Source organism: Halorhabdus salina (genome assembly GCF_013839425.1).
Lineage (GTDB): Archaea > Halobacteriota > Halobacteria > Halobacteriales > Haloarculaceae > Halorhabdus > Halorhabdus salina.
In genome coordinates, this window is record NZ_JACDNP010000015.1 from 1 (window position 1) to 18,739 (window position 18,739).

An 18,739-nucleotide genomic window follows, 5' to 3' on the forward strand; every position below is an offset into this window, starting at 1 on the left:
AGCAAGCCACACTAACAACCCGTTCTGTGCGTGCAACCGGTTCTCCGCCTGGTCCGGCAACCACCTTTTTCTCCTCGGGTTCGCTCGCTTCGCTCTCGAACCACTCTCTGCTCACGGACGTTTCGCGTCCGTTCGCATGGTCAGCGGGACCTTCGGTCCCGCTCGAGTCGAAAAAGATGGACCAAAAACCCGCGACTCGCTTCGCTCGTCGCGGTCCTACGCCCGCTCAGCAAGCCACACTAACAACCCGTTCTGGGCGTGCAACCGGTTCTCCGCCTGGTCCCAGACGATGGCGTTGTCGCTTTCGACGACCTCGTCGGTCACTTCCTCACCGCGGTGGGCGGGCAGGCAGTGCATCAGCGTGCGATCGCCGAGTAGATCGGCCGTCACCTGAAAGCCCTCGAAGGCGTCGAGTTTCTCCTCGCGCTCGTCTTCTTGACCCATGCTCACGAAGACATCGGTGTAGACCACGTCGGCGTCGGCCACGGCAGTTTCGGGGTCCGTCGTCGTGTCGGGCGCGGTACCGAGTTCCCCGGCCCGCTCTACCACATCATCGTCAATCCCGTATCCCTCTGGGGTCGCAACCGTCAGGTCGAGCCCGACCATCGCCGCGCCGAGGACCAGGGACTGGGCGACGTTGTTGCCGTCGCCGACCCAGGCGACTCTGACCTCGTCGAACCCGCCGAAGTGCTCGCGGATCGTCAGCAGATCCGCGAGCGTCTGACAGGGATGGGCGTCGTCGGTCAACCCGTTGATCACCGGCACTGTCGCATACTCGGCGAGGTCCTCCGCATCGGCGTGATCGAACAACCGCGCCATGATCGCGTCGGTGTACCGCGAGACTGCCCGGGCGGTGTCTTTGATGGGTTCGCCATCTCCGAGGTGAATGTCGTCGGGGCCGAGGAAGATAGCGTGGCCACCGAGCTGGGTCATCCCCGTCTCGAAGGAGACTCGCGTTCGGGTCGAGGGTTTCTCGAAGATCATCGCCAGCGTTTCGTCTTCAAGCGGGGTGCCAGCCTCTTCGCCAGCCTTGATCGCGGCCGCGCGATCGAGCACGGTCGTCAATTCCTCGCTCGTCAGGTCGTCGACGTCGAGTACGTTGCGTGGCATTGTCAGTCCTCCAGGAGTCTCGTGGTGACGTCCGCTAAGACCGCGACCGAGCGGTCGTACTCCGACAGCACGAGGTGTTCGTCGGGCGCGTGATCCAGATCCGAGTCACCGGGGCCGTAGGTCACCATCTCGGCGTCCCAGGCGTCGGCGTAGATGTTCATGTCGCTGGTCCCGGTTTTCCGAAGGAGACGCGGATCCCCGTCCCGTTCGCGGATCGCCGCGCGAAAGGCCCGTGCGACCTCAGTTCGAGGATTCATCATCACCGGCTCGACCCAGTCGTCCCAGTTGACTGTTCCGTTCTGGAGGTGGCCCCCAGCCATCTCTCTGATTTCGTCCGTCGTGTACTCCGGGGGGACGCGCAACTGGACGCGCATCGTCGTCTCGACGGACAGGCCATCATCGCTAATCCCGCCGTCGATGTCGACCGGCTTGCAGGTCACTCGCTCGAAGACTGGGTGCCACTCGTCTTTGGCGAACTCGCTTTCGACGCGATTCCACCAGTCGATGGCGTCCTGGATCGCGTTGTTGTCGGGCCGTGAGGAGTGCCCCGATTCGCTCGTGGCGACGTACGTGCCGCCCAGCAAGCCACGGTAGCCCAGCGTGATCCCGTCCCAGCCGGAGGGTTCGCCGTTGATCACGACATCGGGTTCGTCCTCGCGGTCTTCAACCAGATAGCGACCCCCAGTGGAGTCGACCTCTTCGCCGACGACGCCGGCGAAACTCGCACCGGTTCGGACTGCAACGACAGCCATCGCTGCCAGTGGCCCCTTCGCGTCGACGCTCCCGCGACCCCACAGCACTGTCTCGCCGTCATCGTTTTCTTCCAGCCGCACCGGAATGTCTCCTGGCACCGTGTCGATGTGGGACGTCAGGAGGACACCGTCGTCGGCCGGTGCGCGGACGTTGCCCACGTCGTCGGTCCAGACCTCACGGTCGTGGCTCTCGAAGAAGGCCGCGAGAGTCTGGGCCGCCTCCTCAACGTTGCCCGAGACGGAGGGAGTCTCGACGAGATCGATCAACAACTCACGGGCCGCTTTCGTCGAGACCTGGGCCGTCGGCGCGTCAGTGGCGGCGCTCATCAGTCGATCGCCTCCGACAGCGCCGCTACGGTCGCGTCGGCGTGGGCCTCGTCGATAATCAGCGGCGGCAGCAGCCGTACGACGGTCCGGCCGGCCGGTAATGCCAGCAGCTGGTGATGCAACGCCAGATCCTTGAGCACTCGATTGGCACCGCGCTTGATCTCGACGCCGATCATCAGCCCCTCGCCGCGGATCTCGCGGGTGCTGTCACCGAGCTCATCACGGAGTTGCCCACGAAGGTACTCGCCGACGTCGGCAGCGTGCTGGGGGATCTCTTCCTCGACGAGCGTCGAGATCGTCGTCTCTGCGGCCGCGGAGACGACCGGCCCGCCGGAGAACGTCGAGGCGTGGCTGCCGTAGTTCTCGGCGATCCAGTCACGACAGAGCGTCGCGCCCATCGGGAAGCCGTTGGCAAGCCCCTTTGCCGTCGTGAGCATGTCCGGGACGACGCCGCTTTTCTCACAGGCCCACAGGGACCCCGTCCGGCCCATGCCGGTCTGGACCTCGTCGAAGATCAACGCCGCGCCAGCATTTTCGGTGATCTCACGGGCGGATTCGAGGTATTCGGTCGATGCGGCATGGATCCCGCCCTCGCCCTGGATCGGTTCCATGATGACGGCTGCTGTTTCGTCGTCGACAGCCTCGGCGAGCGCCTCGCTGTCGTCGTATGGCACGAACTCCACGTCGCCGATCAGCGGTTCGTACGGTTTCTTGTATTTGTCCTTCCAGGTGGTCGCCAGCGCGCCCATCGTCCGGCCGTGAAAGCCCTGCATCGTGGCGACGATCTTCGAGTCGCCTGTGGCGCTCCGGGCGAATTTCAGTGCGGCCTCGTTGGCCTCAGTGCCCGAGTTACACAGCCAGACGTTGTCGATGTCGCCCGGAGCGACGGCCGCGAGCGTATTGTACAGGTCCGTCCGAGTTTCAACGGGATAGGACGCCTGGACGTAGGTCAGCTCATCAATCTGGCTTTTCGCGGCCGTATCGACGGCCTCGTGGCTGTGCCCCAGCGGGACACAGGCGTAACTCGCGCCCATGTCCAGATACTCCGTTCCCGCGTCGTCGTAGACGACGGCGCCGTCACCGCGCTCGATCTGTATCGGTTTCTCCGAGAATACGAATCCGCTCATGAGTGGTCCTCCGTGTCGATCGCTGTTTGATAGACGTGCGTTCCAGTACCTTCGAGGGCAGCACTGATCGGTTCGTCCGCGTTCGCGTCAGTGACGACGACCTCGGGTGCACCGCCTTTCAAGGCCTCCTCAGTAGCCATGATTTTCCGCTCCATGAACCCCTCGGCCGCCGCTTCGAGTGACGTCCAGTCCTCGCTCGTCTCGACTGATTCGATCAGCGTCGCCGGATCGTCGGGATCGGCATAGACGCCTTCGACGTCCGTTAGCAGGACAAGCGTTGCATCGAGTGCCCCGGCGATGGCCGCCGCCGAGCGGTCGGCGTCGGTGTTGACCGGGATCCACTCCCCGTCATCCTTTCCGGCCATTGGCGGCCCGGCGACCGGCGTGTATCCATCGTCTAACAACGTATACAGCAACTCGTCGTTAACCTGCTTGATCGACCCCGAATGGTCGCCGCGTTTGATCTTGCGCTTGCCGTCATCGAGGACCCGCACGGCTGACTTGCGAGGACCAGCCAGAAGCTTGCCGTCAACGCCGTTGAGTCCGGCCGCGTCGACGCCCTGGCTCTGCAGGCCCGCGACCAGTTGCGTGTTGAGGTGGCCAAAGACCATTTCGAAGACTTCCATCGTCTCCTCGTCGGTGAACCGGCCGACGACACCCGACGGGGTTTCGACGTACTCAGGCTCGATTCCCATGCGTTCGAGAGTGTCGTCGACCGCGGTCGAGCCGCCGTGAACGACGACGATGTCTTCTCCATCCTCTACGAGTGTGGCTACGTCCGCCAGGGCACCCTCAGGATCGACCGCGCGTGCGCCGCCGACTTTGACGACGACCGTCATTCTGTGGTCACCTCGCTCATGGCGATCCCACCGGGTGCATGCCCGCGAAATCCAGTCCGGCCGTCTCCTCTAAGCCGAGCGCGATGTTGGCGGCGTGGACGGCCTGGCCGGCCGACCCTTTCATCATGTTGTCGATGGCCGAGAAGACCACGACGCGTTTGTTTCCGGGGTCGAGTTCGAACCCAACTTCCGCGAAGTTTGAGCCCGCGACGGCCTTCGGCTCGGGGTAGCGATAGACGCCACCCCCGCCGGCGACCATGCGGACGAACGACTCCTCCTCGTAGGATCCTCGATAGGCCCCCCAGAGGTCGCCCTTCGAGACCGGTTCTTCGGGGAAGGCATGGATCGTCGCGCTCGCACCGCGGATCATCTCCACCGCGTGGACGGTAAAGGAAACCTCGGTGCCGAGGAACTGCTCGATCTCGGCCTCGTGGCGGTGGCCCGTCGGCGCATAAGGGCGGACGACGCCCGAGCGCTCAGGGTGACTGGAGGCCTCTCCGCCGCCCGCGCCACCCTCGCTGGAGCCGACTTTCACGTCGACGACGATCTGCTCGTCGCCGGAGAGGACGTCGTTCTCGAACAACGGCAGCAGGCCCAGGATCGTCGCCGTGGCGTTGCAGCCACCGGAGGCGATCAGGTCCGCCCCGGCCAGGTTCTCCCGATTGAGTTCCGGCAGGGCGTACTCGGATTTGTCGAGCAACTCTGGGCGCGAATGCCCGTCGTACCACTCGTCGTACTGGGCTTCCGAATCGAGTCGGAAGTCCGCCGAGAGGTCGACGACGGTGTCGGCGGCGTCCTGAAACGCGTCGATGTGCTCCATCGAGACGCCGTGGGGAGTTGCTGCAAACAGCACGTCAACCGACTCCAGGTCTTCGGGTGAACTGAACCGAAGATCGAGGTCCCGCAGGTTCGGGTGGACGTGGCCGATCGTCTTGTTTGCCTTCGAGCGACTGGTCGCCTGGGCGATATCGAAGTCCGGATGGCCGGTGAGCAGGCGCAGGAGTTCGCCGCCGGTGAAGCCGCTTGCGCCCACGACGGAGGCAGTCAGCGACGCCTCACCTTCGCTCGCGGACATCACTCACTCACCCCCGCTTTCGTCTCCAGCCAGTCGACGACCTGGGCGGGGATGTCTGTCTCGACGGCGTCGTTCAGTGCTTTGAACTCGACAGTGTGATTGACTTCGTGGACTGTGTAGCCGGTCGGATTCCCGTCCTCATCCACTCCTGTTTCCATTAGATCTATTCCTAAGAGCCCGCCACCGACGGCTTCGCTCGCCGCCGCGACCAGCTCCTCGGCGCGTTCGTCGAGTTCGAAGACGTCGGTTTCGGCCCCTTTCGCGGCGTTGGTCAGCCAGTGGTCCGAGGAGCGGACCATCGCCGCGATTGGCTCGCCGTCGGTCGCTAGGACGCGAATGTCCCGGCCTGGCTTTTCGACGAACTCCTGGACGTAGAAGACCTTGTGCTCGTAGTGGCCAAGCGTCGCCTTGTGTTCGAGGATGGCCTCGGCGGCGTCTCGCGTGTCGATCTTGGCCATCAGCCGGCCCCAGGATCCAATGACAGGCTTGAGTACACAGGGATAGCCGAAGTCCTCGATGATATCCAGGGCCGTGTCTTTGGTGAATGCGACCTCCGTTTTCGGGGTCGGCACGCCGGCCTGTTTCAGCGCGAGGCTGTTGGTCACCTTATCAGCGCAGGTTTCGGCCGTCTCGTGGCTGTTGACGACGGGAATGTCGTAGGCATCGAGGAACTCCGTCGCATAGAGACTCCGGCTGGTCGCCAGACACCGATCGAGCACGACGTCGACGCCCTCGAAATCCGCCGGCGGTTCGTCCAGGCTGAAGCGCTGTTTGCGCACGTCGACTTTCGTCACCTCGTGATCGCGCTCGCGCAACTCCGAGAGGAGCAGCTTCTCGTCCTGGCGGATGCGCGAATACAGCAATCCGACGTTCACGCGGCCGCACCTCCGGGACATACGGGCGTCGCGGCTGTCGGTGCTGTTCCGCCGGCGGTCGACGGCTGATGTGATACCGTACTCGGTGTCGTGAACATGGCGTGGATCGCTGTGGTGATCTCAGACATACGTCTCTACCTCCGCCTGCAGGGTCTGGGCCGCTGCATCGAGGTTCGCTCGACGGTCGGCCAGCGCGTCGCTGTCTGTGGCGTGTTCGTCGCGGGCAGTTGCGATCTGGTCGGCGACGGCCCCGGGGGCCGGCCCACCGGGAGAGTCGCGACTGGCGACGCTCTCCGTGGGATCGAGTGCGGCTTCGACCGTCTCTCGGTCGACGTACTCGGTCAGCGGCGCATCGAGTACCTTCCGCGTCGCGGCGTCGAGCGTCTGGAAGTCCGTTTCCCCGGCGGCTTCGGCCGCGCCGGCAACGACTTCGTGGGCCATCCGGAAGGGAACGCCGGCCATCGCCAGCGCGTCGGCGACGCCCGTCGCGGTCGAGAAGCCCTCGCCCGCAGCGTCGGCCAAGGCTTTTTCGTTCCACTCGGCGGTCGCGACCGCGCCGGCGGCGACTTCGGTCGCCTCGCTGACCCCGTCGATCGTCCGCCAGGCGTGCCCGCCGGCTCGCTGGAGGTCGCGGTTGTACGCCCGCGGGAGCCCCTTCAGCGTACTCAACAACCCGTTGAGGCCCGCCGCGGCGTCGCCAGCGCGGGCGCGGACGAGTTCGAGCGTGTCGGGGTTCTTCTTCTGTGGCATGATCGAGGAGGTCGAAGCGTAGCTGTCGTCGACCTCGATATACCCCTTGTTCGCGTAGAGGACGACATCCTCTGCGAGCCCCGACAGCGTCGTCGCCAGGCTCGCGAGTGCGGCTGTCGACTCGACGAGGAAGTCCCGCGCCGAGACGGCGTCCATCGCGTTGTCCATCGTCCCGTCGAAGCCCAACAGCTCGGCCGTCCGCTCGCGGTCGATCTCGAAAGGCGTGCCCGCGAAGGCGGCCGCCCCGAGTGGCGACTGGTTCGTACGGGCGTAGGCCGCCACGAGGCGCTCGATCTCACGGGCAATGGCCCGCTCGTAGGAAAGCGCCCAGTGGGCGACCGTCGTCGGCTGGGCCGGCTGGAGGTGCGTAAATCCCGGCATGATCGTCTCACGCTCGGCCTCGGCGGTCTCGATCAGCGCGCCGCGAGCCTCAAGTGTTGCCTGTGCTGCATCCAGCAGGTCCTCACGAAGTCGGTAGCGAATACAGGTCGCCACCTCGTCGTTGCGCGAGCGGGCGGTGTGCATCCGGCCGCCGTCGGGGCCGACGCGATCGATTACGGCCGTTTCGATGGCCTCGTGGACGTCTTCGCCGTCGGGCAGGGCGTCGTGGCCTGCGTCCTCGATTTGGTCGAGGGCAACCAGGATTTCACCGGCGGTCTCCGCCTCGACGATCCCCCGCTCTTCGAGCATGACGACGTGGGCGCGATCGACCGCAAGGTCGGCCGCGAAGATGCGCTCGTCAGCGGCGAGCGACGAGAGGAACCCCCGGGCGGGGCCGCCGCTGAACCGCTCTCGACGGACGACACCGTCGCTGCTCGTATCGCCGTCGTCGGCTCCGTCACCGTTCACCGTGGGTTCCTCTGGCATGGCTTACTCCTCGTCGTCGGCAAGTGACTCCGTGACGCGGTTGGCCAGGCGCGACTGGAACCCGTGGTACTTTGCGACGCCCGTAGCGTCGTCCTGCGTGATACTCCCGGTTACAGCCTCCTCGTTGAACGAGGCCGCCGACTCGCTGTACACCGAGTAGTCGGATTCACGCGAGACGGCCCGACAGTGGCCGCCTTCGAGTTTGACCGTTACCGTCCCCGTGACGCGGGATTGGGTCTGCTCGATGAATCCTTCGAGGTCTTTCACGAGGGGCGCGTCGATCAACCCCTCGTAGGCCTTTTCGGACCAGCGCTGATCGATGGAAGTCTTGAACTGGCGTTCTTCCTGGGTGAGGACGAGTCCTTCCAGAGCCTCGTGGGCCGTCAGCAGCACCGTCGCGGCTGGATGTTCGTAATTCTCGCGGACCTTCAGGCCGAGCATCCGGTCTTCCATCATGTCCGTCCGACCGATCCCGTGCGCGCCGGCGCGTTCGTTGAGTGCCTCGATGAGTTCGACCGAGCCGAGTGCCTCGCCGTCGACGGCCACAGCGGTGCCGTCCTCGAAGGTAATCTCGACGAGTTCGGCGTCTTTCCCGGAGGGATTGTCCGTCCAGAGGTAGATATCGTCCTCCGGGATCGTCGCGGGGTCTTCGAGTTCCGAGCCCTCGATCGAGCGACTCCAGAGGTTCGTGTCGATCGAGTAGCGACCGCCGGCCCCGCCCTCGACGGGCAGGCCCTTCTCCTCGGCGTACTCGTTCTCCCACTCGCGAGTGAGGCCGAGTTCGCGGATCGGCGCGATCACGTCCATGTCAGTGTCGCGCCAGACGGCCTCGAAGCGCAACTGATCGTTGCCCTTGCCAGTACAGCCGTGGGCGAGGGCGGTACAGCCCTGCTCGCTGGCGACGTCGGCGATCGCTTTCGCGATGACCGGGCGGGCGAGTGAGGTTCCCAGCGGGTAGCCCTGATAGTCGGCGTTGGCCTTCACCGCGTCGAGACAGAGGTCGGCGAACGCTTCCGTCGCGTCGACGACGTAGTGCTCGAGTCCGAGTGCCTCAGCGGTCTCTTCGGCCTCGTCGAACTCGTAGTCGGGCTGGCCGACATCGACCGTGACGCCGATGACGTCGTCGTAGCCGTATTCTTCTTTGAGTAGCGGGACGCAGACTGTGGTGTCGAGCCCGCCCGAGAAGGCGAGTGCGACGGTACCGTTTCCGTTCTGTTGTGTCGTGGATTGTGTCATGTGCGTGACTGTCGGGTGAGAGATGACCGCCCCGGAACCCGACGGTGGGCGGCGATGAGAACGTTCGAACGCGTGAAGAGAGTAGTAGTGACGGGCCTAACGGCCCCGTCGTCGGCGTCGAAGAAGGGAGACGGACCCACCGGTCTCGGAACCGTTTGCGTTGGACCGGTGGATCGGCGTCATGTACCCCGGAATATCCGGCATGCAGTACAAATATCTTCCGGGTTCGATCCTGGCGTGTGGGTCTCTGACGCGCCCGTTCCGGCATGGTTCTCTGCCATTCGGACCGGCGACTGCCACAACGACTATTTGGGTCGCCTGTGATCTAACACACATGAACCTCGATGTCGAAGACCTCTTGAAAATCGTCCTGGTCCTGGTGATCGTCCTCATCGCGCTCGAAATCGTCGGCATGGTCATCGAGGGGGTTGCGGGCCTTCTCGGCCCGTTCCGCCCGCTGCTCGGATTGATCATCGTCGTACTGATCGTCCTGTGGCTCCTCGACCGGATCTGAGACGTTGTTGCCCAGTCCGGGTGTGGTTCGCCCGGCATTGATCGATCGGGGCGCTTATTCTGCTCGATCTCTCCAGTCCAGACGTGTACAGTCTGAACGTCCCGGTTCCCGCCGCGGTCGCACGCCTGGCGAGCGACCTGGCCCGGGAGCTTCCGCTGGCTCGGGAGCGGACCAGAGGCGAGCACACGCTGGTCCTCAAACGACTCGGCCAGGACCGGTCAGTGCCACGCTTACGGGCTCAGATGCGGGAGTATCTGGCCGGACAGCAGCCATTCGAGGCACAGGTGACCGGCATCGACTACTTCGCCCAGGCGACGGATGGTCCCTCACCGGTTGTGTATCTCACCGTCGAGAGTCCCGGACTCTGGGACATTCACGAGCAACTCGTCGAGCAGTTTTCACCAGTTGCGGGATTTGAGGGCGACGACTACTCCCCGCACGTTACGATCGCCCGGGGCGGCGATCGGGACGCGGCCACCCGGTTGGCCGAACGCTCGATCGACCCGATCACCTGGACAGTCTCGCGACTGACCGTTCGTGATGCCCGACGCGGTGAGCCGGCAAGCAGTGTGTCCCTCCCGGTCTGATACGGACTGCTGTGACTGCTGCTGTGTGTTTACTCTCCGAAGCGGCGGTCCTCGTTGGAGACATCGTCCTCAGCCTCCCGAACCGTCGTCGGGATGTCCCTGCCCCCGAACGATCCTCCGCCAACGACCCGATCGCGGCCGCTCTGTTTGATGATGTCCAGGGCCGTCATCAGGTCTGTCCGGGTGAGCAAGCCAGCGAACTCGTCGGCCTCCATGACGAGTAGCCGGCCGATGTTGTTCTCCTGAAGGCGAGTCAGGGCTGCCATCGCGTCTTCGTCCGGTCCGATCGTCCGCAGGTCGGTCGTCATCACGTCCGAGACGGTGAAGGCTTCGCGTTCGACTTCTCTGACGGCACGAGCGTCCTCTAAGGTCACTAGCCCGACGATCTCGTCGTTCTTGACGACTGGAAAGCCCGTGTGACGTTCACGGAACATCAGCTCCATCAGCTCGGCGACCGACATATCCGTCTCGACCGACTGGACGCGATCGGCCGGCGTCATGACGTCCCGGACGGTCACGCCCTCGAAGGCCGCCTTCATGGTCGTCATCTGGGCTTCACTGGAGGCGCCGATGTAGATGAAGAAGGCGATCGCGATCAGAAACGGGCTGCCCCCACCGAACAGGCCGAACAGGCCCAACAGGAGGGCAAAGAGCTTCCCGACCTCGGCGGCGATCTGGGTCGCGCGGGCGTACGGTCGGTTCCGGGCCAGCAGCGCGCGAAGGACTCGACCGCCGTCCATTGGGAACCCGGGCAACATGTTGAAGATCGCCAGGGCGAGGTTCATCAGCGCAAAGTACCCGAGCAGGAACTTCAGCGACGCAATGCCGACCGCCTCACCCGTCGGGACGAGCCAGAAGCCGGCGTAGGAAATGCCGGCGAGGCCCACGCTGACGGCTGGCCCGGCGATCGCGATGAACAGTTCCTGCTTCCAGTCTTCTGGCATCTCTTCCAGTTGGGCGATGCCGCCAAACAGCCATAGCGTGATCGAGGAGATGGGAAACCCAAACCGCATCGCCACGACCGAGTGGCCGAGTTCGTGGAGGACGACGCAGGCGAAGAGGCCGACGGCCGCGGTGATCCCGAGCACGTACGGAAACGCACCCGTCGAGAGGGGTTCGACGGGAATGCCAGCCCCCCAAACCTCGTTCATGAGTTCGACCGATTGTCCCACTTGCGCGCCGATGATCCAGGCAAACAGCGGGAGCACCAGCAGGAACGTGAAATCCAGCTGTATCGGGATCCCGAAGGCGCTACCGATCCGGATGCGTCGCATGTTCGGGGGTAGTCCTGGCAGCGTCTTAAGGCCCCGTGTCACGGCATGTCGTCCTGGTGCGATCGGGTCCGAGACGTCGGGCGACACCTGGCAAGCATCCACGACGCGGGGTTTGTCCACGGCGATTCGACGACGCGGAACGTGCGAGTGGGCGGCGCGAGCGAAGAGAGCGCCGCCGACAGTGCAAGCGGTGACGGACGGAGCCGCGAGCAAGCCGACGAGCGAACTCACCTCATCGACTTCCGGCTCGGGTACTACACCGATCACGCCGAGGACCACGCGATGGACCTCCACGTCTTCGCCTAGTCGCTCACCAGCACGGCCGACGATCCTGAGCAGTTGCGCTCGGCCGCCGAGGACGCCTACCGCGAGGCCGCGAGCGAAGGCGACGAGGACTTGGATCGACTCCGCGAGATCAAGGGGCGCGGCCGGTATCAGTGAGTCCTATACATTATATACCCTAACAGAAAATTCATGGTCGGCAATCAAATAATGCTGTTATGGGAAAAACACCAGTCGAAGAAAATTTCATCACTAGAATTGTATTAGGTCTTGTAGTAATTTTTGCGATGATCATTATGGGTGGTGCAGTTGGTGATATTATGTCTTCAATTAATGAATATGCAGTATGGCTTGGATTTACAATCGGTGCCATTTTCGTCTTCGTGATTTTCACTGCAGTGTACTACAATTATAGTCGATCATACATGGGATTCTCAACCGACTAGCTGGCGAAAGCCGTCTCCGAGCGACTCAAGTACCGCGGTTCCCGTAGTGAGGGTGTGTCCCAGCAGCTTTCGGCTGTCGATACGCTGTTCCTCCACGAGGACGGCGAGGACTTCCGGGTGGTCGTCCAGCAGGACGGACAGCGGGTGCTTGGCGGTCGACTGGAAATCAAGGAGACCTCGGCCGGGCCCCGACCCGCCCGCCTTCGGGTCGAGCGTGGTAGCCAGGAGGATCTGCGCAGCCCCGACCAGTTCGTCGAACTGGCCCGTCGAGCCGACCGTATCCGCGTCTCCGAACAGACCTCCAGTCGTGGTCGACGGGTCGCTCGCGAGATGCTCGAGGCCTACCAACTCGAGGCGAAGGTCGTCCGGACCTGTCGGTACTGTGCCTCCGGTGGCGAGTACGCGCCGATCACGAGCGAGACCGCGATCGCCGCCGATGGCGACGACATCTGTCCGGACTGTGCGATCGCTGAACTCGAACGCGAACTCGCCTATCACGGGGATGTGACGGGGACTGCCCGCGATCGCCTCGAAGCGCTCTTACTCGAAGTCCAGGACCTAGAACGCATCAAGAACCTCCTCTCGGGCGAACTCGACCCGGAACTCACGAAGTTCGACGAGATCAGTGCGACGGTCGAAGACGTCGACCTCGTCCCGACGGACTCGTTGTCCCTCCATACGGGCATGCAACAGAAACTTGAATCGCAGTTCGACGAACTCCTGCCGGTCCAGAGCCTCGCCGTCGAACATGGCGTGACCGATGGCCAGGACCAACTCGTCGTCTCGGCGACAGCGACGGGGAAGACGCTCATCGGTGAGATGGCCGGGATCGATCGCGTGCTCAACGGGAAGGGAAAGATGCTGTTTCTCGTCCCGCTCGTGGCGCTGGCCAACCAGAAATATCAGGACTTTCAGGACGAATACGGCGACATCGTCGACGTCAGTCTCCGCGTCGGGTCCAGTCGGATCCGGGGCGAGGGCGGTGGCTTCGATCCGAGCGCCGACATCATCGTCGGTACCTACGAAGGAATCGACCACGCCCTGCGGGTCGGCCACGACCTCGGCGAAATCGGGACGGTCGTCATCGACGAGGTCCACACCCTCGGCGAGGGCGAGCGTGGCCACCGCCTGGACGGCCTGATCTCCCGACTCAAGTACTACTGTGAGGAAGGTGGCGCGACGGCGGCCCGAGAGGGTCGCGGCGGTGGGACGAGCGACCCCGGCGATACCCAGTGGATTTACCTCTCGGCGACCGTCGGCAATCCGGGCTCGCTGGCGGAATCCCTCGAGGCCCAACTCATCGAGTTCGAGGAGCGCCCGGTCCCGATCGAGCGCCACGTCACCTTCGCCGACGACTACGAGAAGGTTGACATCGAGAACAAGCTCGTCAGGCGGGCCTTCGACTCGAAATCCTCGAAGGGGTATCGCGGCCAGACGATCATCTTCACCAACTCCCGGCGGCGCTGTCACGAGGTCTCCCGCCGGCTGGAATACTCCTCGGCCCCCTATCACGCGGGCCTGGACAACAGCCGCCGCGGGAAGGTCGAGTCGATGTTCGCCGAGCAGGAACTGTCCGCCGTCGTAACGACGGCCGCTCTCGCCGCAGGCGTGGACTTCCCGGCCTCCCAGGTCATCTTTGACTCCCTGGCGATGGGCATCGAGTGGCTGACCGTCCAAGAGTTCTCCCAGATGCTCGGGCGGGCGGGCCGGCCCGATTATCACGACAAGGGGACCGTCTATCTGCTGGTCGAACCCGATGGCGTCTATCACAACAGTCAGGAGATGACTGAAGACGAGGTGGCGTTCAAGCTCCTCAAAGGCGAGATGGAGCCGGTCACGAGTCTCTATGACGAGAGCGCGGCCGTCGAGGAGACGCTGGCGAATATCGTCGTCGCGGGGAGTGGGGCCAAGCGACTCAACGAGCGGATGCTGGGGGAGGTTCCGACAAAGCACGCCCTCGGAAAACTCCTTGAGTACGAGTTCATCGACGGACTGGAACCAACGCCGATGGGCCGGGCCGTAACCCGGCACTTCCTCTCGCCCGATCGAGCGTTCCTGTTACTCGACGGGATTCGGAAGGGGATGGATCCCTTCGATATTGTCGCCGACGCGGAATTGGCTGACGACGAGGAACGGTAGTCAGTAAAGAGAGCCGTCTCAGAGAGCGCCGACCTCGTCGAGGTAGTCGTAGATTTCCACGAGGAATTCCCGATACCGTCCCAGATCCTGCAGAGCGTCGTAGACGACATCCTGATCGAGCACGTCGCCGTACTCGTGAGCCAGGACGTTTCTGAACATGGCGGCTTCGGCCATCGACTCGGCCGTCTCGTCAGTCAGGACGTCGATCTCGCCGAGTCGCCGCATCGTGGCGGCGTTCGATCCAGGTGCGTGCCCGTCGATATCACGCACCAACATCCGGGCGATGTCGATGCACGCCTGGCTCGACTTTTCGAGGCGGCGTTCGACGACGTCGCGCGTCTCCGGTCGTTCGCGGAATGACTCCCTGGATACCGACTGGTTCGCCACAAGAATCTCCAGACACGTCTAGACGTATTCGGCCTTCTCGACGATCGTCTCCACCCGTTCTGGGTCGTGTGGATTCGACACGTCTCACCCACCCGTTTCGACGAGCCGGTCGAGGTTTTTGATCGTCTCGTCGAAGCGATCTCGTAACGTTCCCTCGGATCGGTGCTCGTCGACGCGCTCGGTGAACCGTTCCCGAAACTGCTCGATCCGATCGGCGCTGCCAACGAGGGCAGTCCCGTGTGTAAACGCCGCCCGACCGACGCGTGGCTCGATGTCGGAGACGAGCGCCAGGTCAAGGTCGTTGCGATCCAGCGCGACAGAGAGATCTGTCAGTAGCGAGAGGAACGCATCCGTCCGCTCGTCGACCCGTGGGTCGAACTCGACAACGATGTCGACGTCACTGGTCGGATCGGTCCGGCCGGTCACCTGCGAACCGAACAGGACAGCCACACGGACGGGATGATCGGCCAGCACCTCGCGGAGTCGGTCCGGATCAACCGGCCCGGAATCCGTCGGTTCGCCGGGATCATCCCCGTGGTCGGACCGTTCGCTCATTGTGTTCGTATTAGCCAGCCGACGACAAACATATTAGGGTGGCTGAGATGTCACGGTGCCTTCGGTCCGACGCCACCTGGCTGAACGTCCGTTACGTCGGGAGCCGAAAAAGGATTGACCCCTTCGATATCGTCGCCGACGCGGAGTTAGTTGCAGATCGCGAGTGACTCAGTAGCCCGCGTTCTCGCCGAGGAAGGTGTCGGCTGCGTAGGCGGCGCCGAACGCTGCGATGCCACCCATCAAGCCGACGATCGCGCTGTTGATGAGGAGGTTCCCGAACTGGATCGAACTGAGGTTGTCGAGCGACCCGGAGAGTTCTGTTGCGCCAGCCATGCCGAACCCGCCAAGGTCGCCCGCGCTCGATCCCGCGGCCTCCGCGAAGGCGCTCAGCGACGGCACGACGAACGACGCGATGACCGTCGTCACGAGGACGAACACGAACGCGCCGAGGAAGACCCCGACGCCGGCCGTCATGCGACGAGTCTGTGCGTCTTCACTCATCTGGGTCGCGACGAACAGCCCGATCAGCGGCGCGAGTCCGAAGGCCACGAACGGCGCGATCTCGGCGGTCAAATAGCCGATCGTGAGCTGATGGCTCGTTCCCATCAGCTGTCCGACTTGGGGTCCGCCCGAGGCACTCATCGCCGAGGCCGCGCTGTCAGCCACTTCGACAGCACCGGGGACGAACGGGAAGCCACCGATCAGTCCCAGCAGGAACGTCATCACGCCGAGGAGCACCGATGCGATCCCCATCGTCCCGACGATGCCTTTGAGGTAGCGCTTGGGTTCGGGCCGTTGCAGGTCGTTCAACAGGTTCGAACCACCGAAGCCACTCCCTTGGGCGAATGTGCCTTGCTGGCCCTGCTGGCCCTGAGGGTATTGGCCGCCCTGACCCTGCTGGCCCTGGGGGTACTGGCCGCCCTGACCCTGCTGGCCCTGGGGGTACTGGCCGCCCTGACCCTGCTGGCCCTGGGTCCCTGTGCCCGCCGGTTGCTGGCCGCCGGGAGCCCCAGCCTGGTTCGCTGGTTGTTCACCTGTATTCCCACGTGGCTGACTGTCTTGCTCGTCATTCCGCGTATCGCTCGGATTGTTTCCTCCAGACATCAGTGCATACCTGTTCCAGCAAACGTATAAGTCTTTGATATCACGGAACGACGGGTTCGGCGCGAGGCGTGTCACGATAACCCAAGAGGTGCCTTTTGTTCGTGTCCGCCCCTGCATCGACTGTGCTCCACCGGTCTCGACGATGCTCGTCTGGGGACTGCTGGCCGAGCCGATCTACGTCCTCCGGGTACCGGGGAGTGTGGTGACAGCCGTCGAGTGCGGTCTCTCCGGGTTTGCCAGTGTGGCGACGATCACCGTTCTGGCGATGTTCATCCTCAGCGCGGGGATCTGTCGGACCGGCGTCATCCAGATTCTCGGGCGGAAGATCAGCGAGTGTATCGGGGATAGCGAGACCAAGCAGCTCGGGGCGACCGTCGGGATCGTCAGTCCGATCTCGGGGTTCATCAACAATACCGCCGCGGTTGCTATCTTCATGCCGATGGTTACCGACCTCGTCGAGTGGGGCAAGACCCCCCCGTCGAAGCCGCGCTGACGCTCGGTACTCATACGGTCTCGCTCGGCCTCTCGGTGACGTTTGCGGCTTCGACGGCGCTCATGACACCCGTCGGCTACCAGACGAATCTCTTCGCTACGGCCCGGCGGCTACGGGTTCATGGCTCACTCTGCGGAATTCGAGGCGAAAGCCTCGCGCTTTCGCACGGGGAGGATGTCAACAGTGAGTGCGAGACCCCGTGACGGTACTGCCACCCTTCGTGAGCTGGTTGATAGCTATCGCCATGGACGAACGCCACCGGGTCAGACGATTCGTCACGGGTGAACGTCGCCCATAGTGGTCTCAATCCCGGTATATCGCTGCTTCGTAGGGGCGGAACGTCGTCCCATCGGGAGCCGATGGCACATCCATGTAGTTTCCGGCAACAGGGTCGACATCGTGGGTCGGGACCGGCGACTCGAAGGTGGCCGGCTCGGCCGACCAGTTGAGCACGATCAGTGCGCGCTCCTCGCCGAGCGTCCGGGTGTAGGCGTAGAGCTGCTCGTGATCGGGGAGCAATAGCTCGTAGTCGCCATAGACCAGGACGTCCCATTCGTGACGCAAGTCGATCAGGTCTCGATAGTGATCGAGTACCGAATTCGAGTCGGCGCGGGCGGCCTCGACGTTGATCTCCCGGTAATTGTCGTTGAGTTTGAGCCACGGATCGCCCTCCGTGAAGCCGGCGTTTGTGCCGTCGGTCCACTGCATCGGCGTCCGAGAGTGGTCCCGACTCCGGTAGTTAACCATGCCTTTGACGTCTTCGAAGGAATCGGCGACGCCCTCGGCGTCGTGTTCCTCGACGTGGCTGACCGTCATCACGTCCTCAACTTCCTCGAGACGCTCGAAGGTGACGTTCGTCATGCCGATTTCTTCGCCCTGGTAGACAAACGGTGTGCCCCGCAGCGTCAACAGGAATGTGGCGAGCAGTGTCGCCGACTCGCGATGGTATTGCTCGTCGTCGCCGAATAGCGAAACGGCACGGGGCAGGTCGTGATTGCCGAGGAACGGTGCCGGCCAGGGGATCTCGGTCTGTTGTCGCGTCACGATGGCTTTCAGCGCCGTGAGATCCCACTCGTCGCTCGCTTCCGGGTCGAAGAGGTCCTCGGGACTGTCCCCGATCCCGACGTGATCGAACTGGAAAACCGTGTCGAGGCCATTACCCTCTCTGGCGACGTACTCGGTTGCCTGTTCGATGGTCGTGTGGCCCATCTCGGCGACAGTCATTACGTTACCGTCGCCCAGTGTGCGTTCGTGGAGTTCGTCGAGATACGCGTCCAGTCGGGGGCCGTGGCTGTAGTGGGCAATCCCGGTTGGATGGGTGTCTGGATCGCCATCCGGGAGTCCGTCCGTCTTCGAAATGTGCGAGGCCGCGTCGATCCGGAACCCGTCAGTCCCCTTCTTGTGCCACCAGCGGATCACGTCGGTGATCTCCCTGCGAACGTCTGGGTTGCGCCAGTTGAGGTCGGGTTGGCTCTCGTCGAAAACGTGGAGATACCACGCTTCGCGTTGGGCATCGTACGACCAGGCCGGGCCGCCGAAGATCGACTCCCAGTTGTTCGGTGGTTCCTCGGGATTGCCCTCCCGCCAGATGTAGTAGTCGTCGTAGGGTTCCTCGCCGGCCCGTGAGCGCTGGAACCACTCGTGTTCGTCTGCGGTGTGGTTGATGACCAGATCCATGATGAGGCGCATGTCCCGGTCGTGGAGTTCTGCGAGGAGCGTCTCCCAGTCGGCCATCTCGCCGTACTGGTTGTCGATGGCGCGGTAGTCGCTGATGTCGTAGCCGTTGTCCTCGCCGGGCGATTCGTACACCGGAGACAGCCAGACGGCGTCGATTCCCACTTCGTCGAGGTACTCGACGTTCTCGACGATGCCGGAGAGATCACCAACGCCGTCACCGTCGCTGTCGTTGAAACTCCGTGGGTAGATCTGGTAGACGACGGCTTCGTTCCACCACGCACGATCGATGCCGTCGTCGCCTGTCTCGACGTGTGTGTCCATTG

At 63.7% G+C, this 18,739-nt stretch carries 17 protein-coding genes and 2 pseudogenes; 6 read left to right on the forward strand and 13 right to left on the reverse strand.

Features of this window, described 5'->3' with window-relative positions; genetic code table 11:
* Positions 1-216: 216 nt before the first annotated feature.
* From argF to HZR20_RS13525, 8 genes are all read right to left on the reverse strand, one after another.
* Positions 217-1,110 (reverse strand): ornithine carbamoyltransferase, encoded by an 894-nt coding sequence (gene argF, locus HZR20_RS13490; protein ID WP_181687269.1) that lies wholly within the window; start codon positions 1,108-1,110, stop codon positions 217-219.
* Between the two features lie 2 nt (positions 1,111-1,112).
* Positions 1,113-2,189: a [LysW]-lysine hydrolase gene (locus HZR20_RS13495; RefSeq protein ID WP_181687270.1), complete on the reverse strand. Its 1,077-nt coding sequence runs from the start codon at positions 2,187-2,189 to the stop codon at positions 1,113-1,115.
* Positions 2,189-3,316, reverse strand: a complete 1,128-nt coding sequence (locus tag HZR20_RS13500; RefSeq protein ID WP_181687271.1) for an aspartate aminotransferase family protein — start codon at positions 3,314-3,316, stop codon at positions 2,189-2,191. Before HZR20_RS13500 ends, HZR20_RS13495 begins: the two co-directional genes overlap by 1 nt.
* Positions 3,313-4,155, reverse strand: a complete 843-nt coding sequence (locus HZR20_RS13505; protein ID WP_181687272.1) for an acetylglutamate/acetylaminoadipate kinase — start codon at positions 4,153-4,155, stop codon at positions 3,313-3,315. Before HZR20_RS13505 ends, HZR20_RS13500 begins: the two co-directional genes overlap by 4 nt.
* Before the next feature lie 16 nt (positions 4,156-4,171).
* Positions 4,172-5,230, reverse strand: a complete 1,059-nt coding sequence (gene argC / locus HZR20_RS13510) for an N-acetyl-gamma-glutamyl-phosphate reductase (RefSeq protein WP_181687273.1) — start codon at positions 5,228-5,230, stop codon at positions 4,172-4,174.
* The gene (lysX, locus tag HZR20_RS13515; RefSeq protein WP_181687274.1) at positions 5,230-6,105 is read right to left on the reverse strand and encodes a lysine biosynthesis protein LysX; all 876 of its coding nucleotides are present in this window, start codon (positions 6,103-6,105) and stop codon (positions 5,230-5,232) included. The genes argC and lysX overlap by 1 nt, the downstream gene beginning before the upstream one ends.
* 120 nt (positions 6,106-6,225) lie before the next feature.
* Positions 6,226-7,722, reverse strand: a complete 1,497-nt coding sequence (gene argH / locus HZR20_RS13520) for an argininosuccinate lyase (RefSeq protein WP_181687275.1) — start codon at positions 7,720-7,722, stop codon at positions 6,226-6,228.
* A 3-nt stretch (positions 7,723-7,725) separates the two neighbouring features.
* Positions 7,726-8,958, reverse strand: coding sequence for an argininosuccinate synthase (locus tag HZR20_RS13525; protein ID WP_181687276.1), 1,233 nt, complete (start codon positions 8,956-8,958; stop codon positions 7,726-7,728).
* Positions 8,959-9,292: 334 nt separating this feature from the next.
* Between HZR20_RS13525 and HZR20_RS13530 the strand changes: the two genes are divergently transcribed.
* Both HZR20_RS13530 and HZR20_RS13535 read left to right on the forward strand, forming a co-directional pair.
* Complete coding sequence (locus HZR20_RS13530) at positions 9,293-9,472, forward strand: DUF7554 family protein (RefSeq protein WP_181687277.1); 180 nt, start codon at positions 9,293-9,295, stop codon at positions 9,470-9,472.
* Positions 9,473-9,555: 83 nt separating this feature from the next.
* Entirely contained in the window at positions 9,556-10,059 is a 504-nt protein-coding gene (locus tag HZR20_RS13535; protein WP_181687278.1) for a 2'-5' RNA ligase family protein, read from the forward strand.
* 29 nt (positions 10,060-10,088) lie between these two features.
* On the opposite strand, the gene HZR20_RS13540 is transcribed toward HZR20_RS13535, so the two are convergent.
* Complete coding sequence (locus tag HZR20_RS13540) at positions 10,089-11,333, reverse strand: site-2 protease family protein (RefSeq protein WP_181687279.1); 1,245 nt, start codon at positions 11,331-11,333, stop codon at positions 10,089-10,091.
* Between the two features lie 63 nt (positions 11,334-11,396).
* Between HZR20_RS13540 and HZR20_RS13545 the strand changes: the two are divergent.
* The 3 genes and pseudogenes from HZR20_RS13545 to HZR20_RS13555 form a co-directional block, all read left to right on the forward strand.
* A pseudogene (locus HZR20_RS13545) lies at positions 11,397-11,774 on the forward strand (bifunctional N(6)-L-threonylcarbamoyladenine synthase/serine/threonine protein kinase); the annotation flags it as partial.
* 59 nt (positions 11,775-11,833) lie between these two features.
* The gene (locus HZR20_RS13550; RefSeq protein ID WP_181687280.1) at positions 11,834-12,061 is read left to right on the forward strand and encodes a hypothetical protein; all 228 of its coding nucleotides are present in this window, start codon (positions 11,834-11,836) and stop codon (positions 12,059-12,061) included.
* A gap of 54 nt (positions 12,062-12,115) precedes the next feature.
* On the forward strand, positions 12,116-14,200 hold the full coding sequence (locus HZR20_RS13555; RefSeq protein ID WP_181687281.1) for a DEAD/DEAH box helicase: 2,085 nt from the start codon (positions 12,116-12,118) through the stop codon (positions 14,198-14,200).
* Between the two features lie 18 nt (positions 14,201-14,218).
* Here HZR20_RS13555 and hepT read toward each other — a convergent pair whose 3' ends face one another.
* From hepT to HZR20_RS13570, 3 genes are all read right to left on the reverse strand, one after another.
* On the reverse strand, positions 14,219-14,599 hold the full coding sequence (gene hepT, locus HZR20_RS13560; RefSeq protein ID WP_258560455.1) for a type VII toxin-antitoxin system HepT family RNase toxin: 381 nt from the start codon (positions 14,597-14,599) through the stop codon (positions 14,219-14,221).
* 72 nt (positions 14,600-14,671) lie between these two features.
* On the reverse strand, positions 14,672-15,142 hold the full coding sequence (locus tag HZR20_RS13565; RefSeq protein WP_181687283.1) for a nucleotidyltransferase family protein: 471 nt from the start codon (positions 15,140-15,142) through the stop codon (positions 14,672-14,674).
* Positions 15,143-15,310: 168 nt separating this feature from the next.
* Positions 15,311-16,246: a hypothetical protein gene (locus HZR20_RS13570; RefSeq protein WP_181687284.1), complete on the reverse strand. Its 936-nt coding sequence runs from the start codon at positions 16,244-16,246 to the stop codon at positions 15,311-15,313.
* Between the two features lie 76 nt (positions 16,247-16,322).
* Here HZR20_RS13570 and HZR20_RS13575 point away from each other — a divergent pair.
* Positions 16,323-16,730, forward strand: a pseudogene (locus HZR20_RS13575) (SLC13 family permease); the annotation flags it as partial.
* A gap of 312 nt (positions 16,731-17,042) precedes the next feature.
* Here HZR20_RS13575 and HZR20_RS13580 read toward each other — a convergent pair.
* On the reverse strand, positions 17,043-18,737 hold the full coding sequence (locus HZR20_RS13580; protein WP_181687285.1) for a glycoside hydrolase family 13 protein: 1,695 nt from the start codon (positions 18,735-18,737) through the stop codon (positions 17,043-17,045).
* Positions 18,738-18,739: the final 2 nt, after the last annotated feature.

What these genes read in the sequence shown, in the direction of transcription:
- argC (WP_181687273.1), bottom strand. Translation starts at nt 5,230, where the DNA reads ATGTCCGCGAGCGAAGGTGAGGCGTCGCTGACTGCCTCCGTCGTGGGC.
- HZR20_RS13525 (WP_181687276.1), bottom strand. Translation starts at nt 8,958, where the DNA reads ATGACACAATCCACGACACAACAGAACGGAAACGGTACCGTCGCACTC.
- argH (WP_181687275.1), bottom strand. Translation starts at nt 7,722, where the DNA reads ATGCCAGAGGAACCCACGGTGAACGGTGACGGAGCCGACGACGGCGAT.
- HZR20_RS13580 (WP_181687285.1), bottom strand. Translation starts at nt 18,737, where the DNA reads ATGGACACACACGTCGAGACAGGCGACGACGGCATCGATCGTGCGTGG.
- HZR20_RS13565 (WP_181687283.1), bottom strand. Translation starts at nt 15,142, where the DNA reads ATGAGCGAACGGTCCGACCACGGGGATGATCCCGGCGAACCGACGGAT.
- HZR20_RS13540 (WP_181687279.1), bottom strand. Translation starts at nt 11,333, where the DNA reads ATGCGACGCATCCGGATCGGTAGCGCCTTCGGGATCCCGATACAGCTG.
- HZR20_RS13500 (WP_181687271.1), bottom strand. Translation starts at nt 3,316, where the DNA reads ATGAGCGGATTCGTATTCTCGGAGAAACCGATACAGATCGAGCGCGGT.
- HZR20_RS13505 (WP_181687272.1), bottom strand. Translation starts at nt 4,155, where the DNA reads ATGACGGTCGTCGTCAAAGTCGGCGGCGCACGCGCGGTCGATCCTGAG.
- argF (WP_181687269.1), bottom strand. Translation starts at nt 1,110, where the DNA reads ATGCCACGCAACGTACTCGACGTCGACGACCTGACGAGCGAGGAATTG.
- HZR20_RS13495 (WP_181687270.1), bottom strand. Translation starts at nt 2,189, where the DNA reads ATGAGCGCCGCCACTGACGCGCCGACGGCCCAGGTCTCGACGAAAGCG.
- HZR20_RS13570 (WP_181687284.1), bottom strand. Translation starts at nt 16,246, where the DNA reads ATGTCTGGAGGAAACAATCCGAGCGATACGCGGAATGACGAGCAAGAC.
- HZR20_RS13530 (WP_181687277.1), top strand. Translation starts at nt 9,293, where the DNA reads ATGAACCTCGATGTCGAAGACCTCTTGAAAATCGTCCTGGTCCTGGTG.
- HZR20_RS13550 (WP_181687280.1), top strand. Translation starts at nt 11,834, where the DNA reads ATGGGAAAAACACCAGTCGAAGAAAATTTCATCACTAGAATTGTATTA.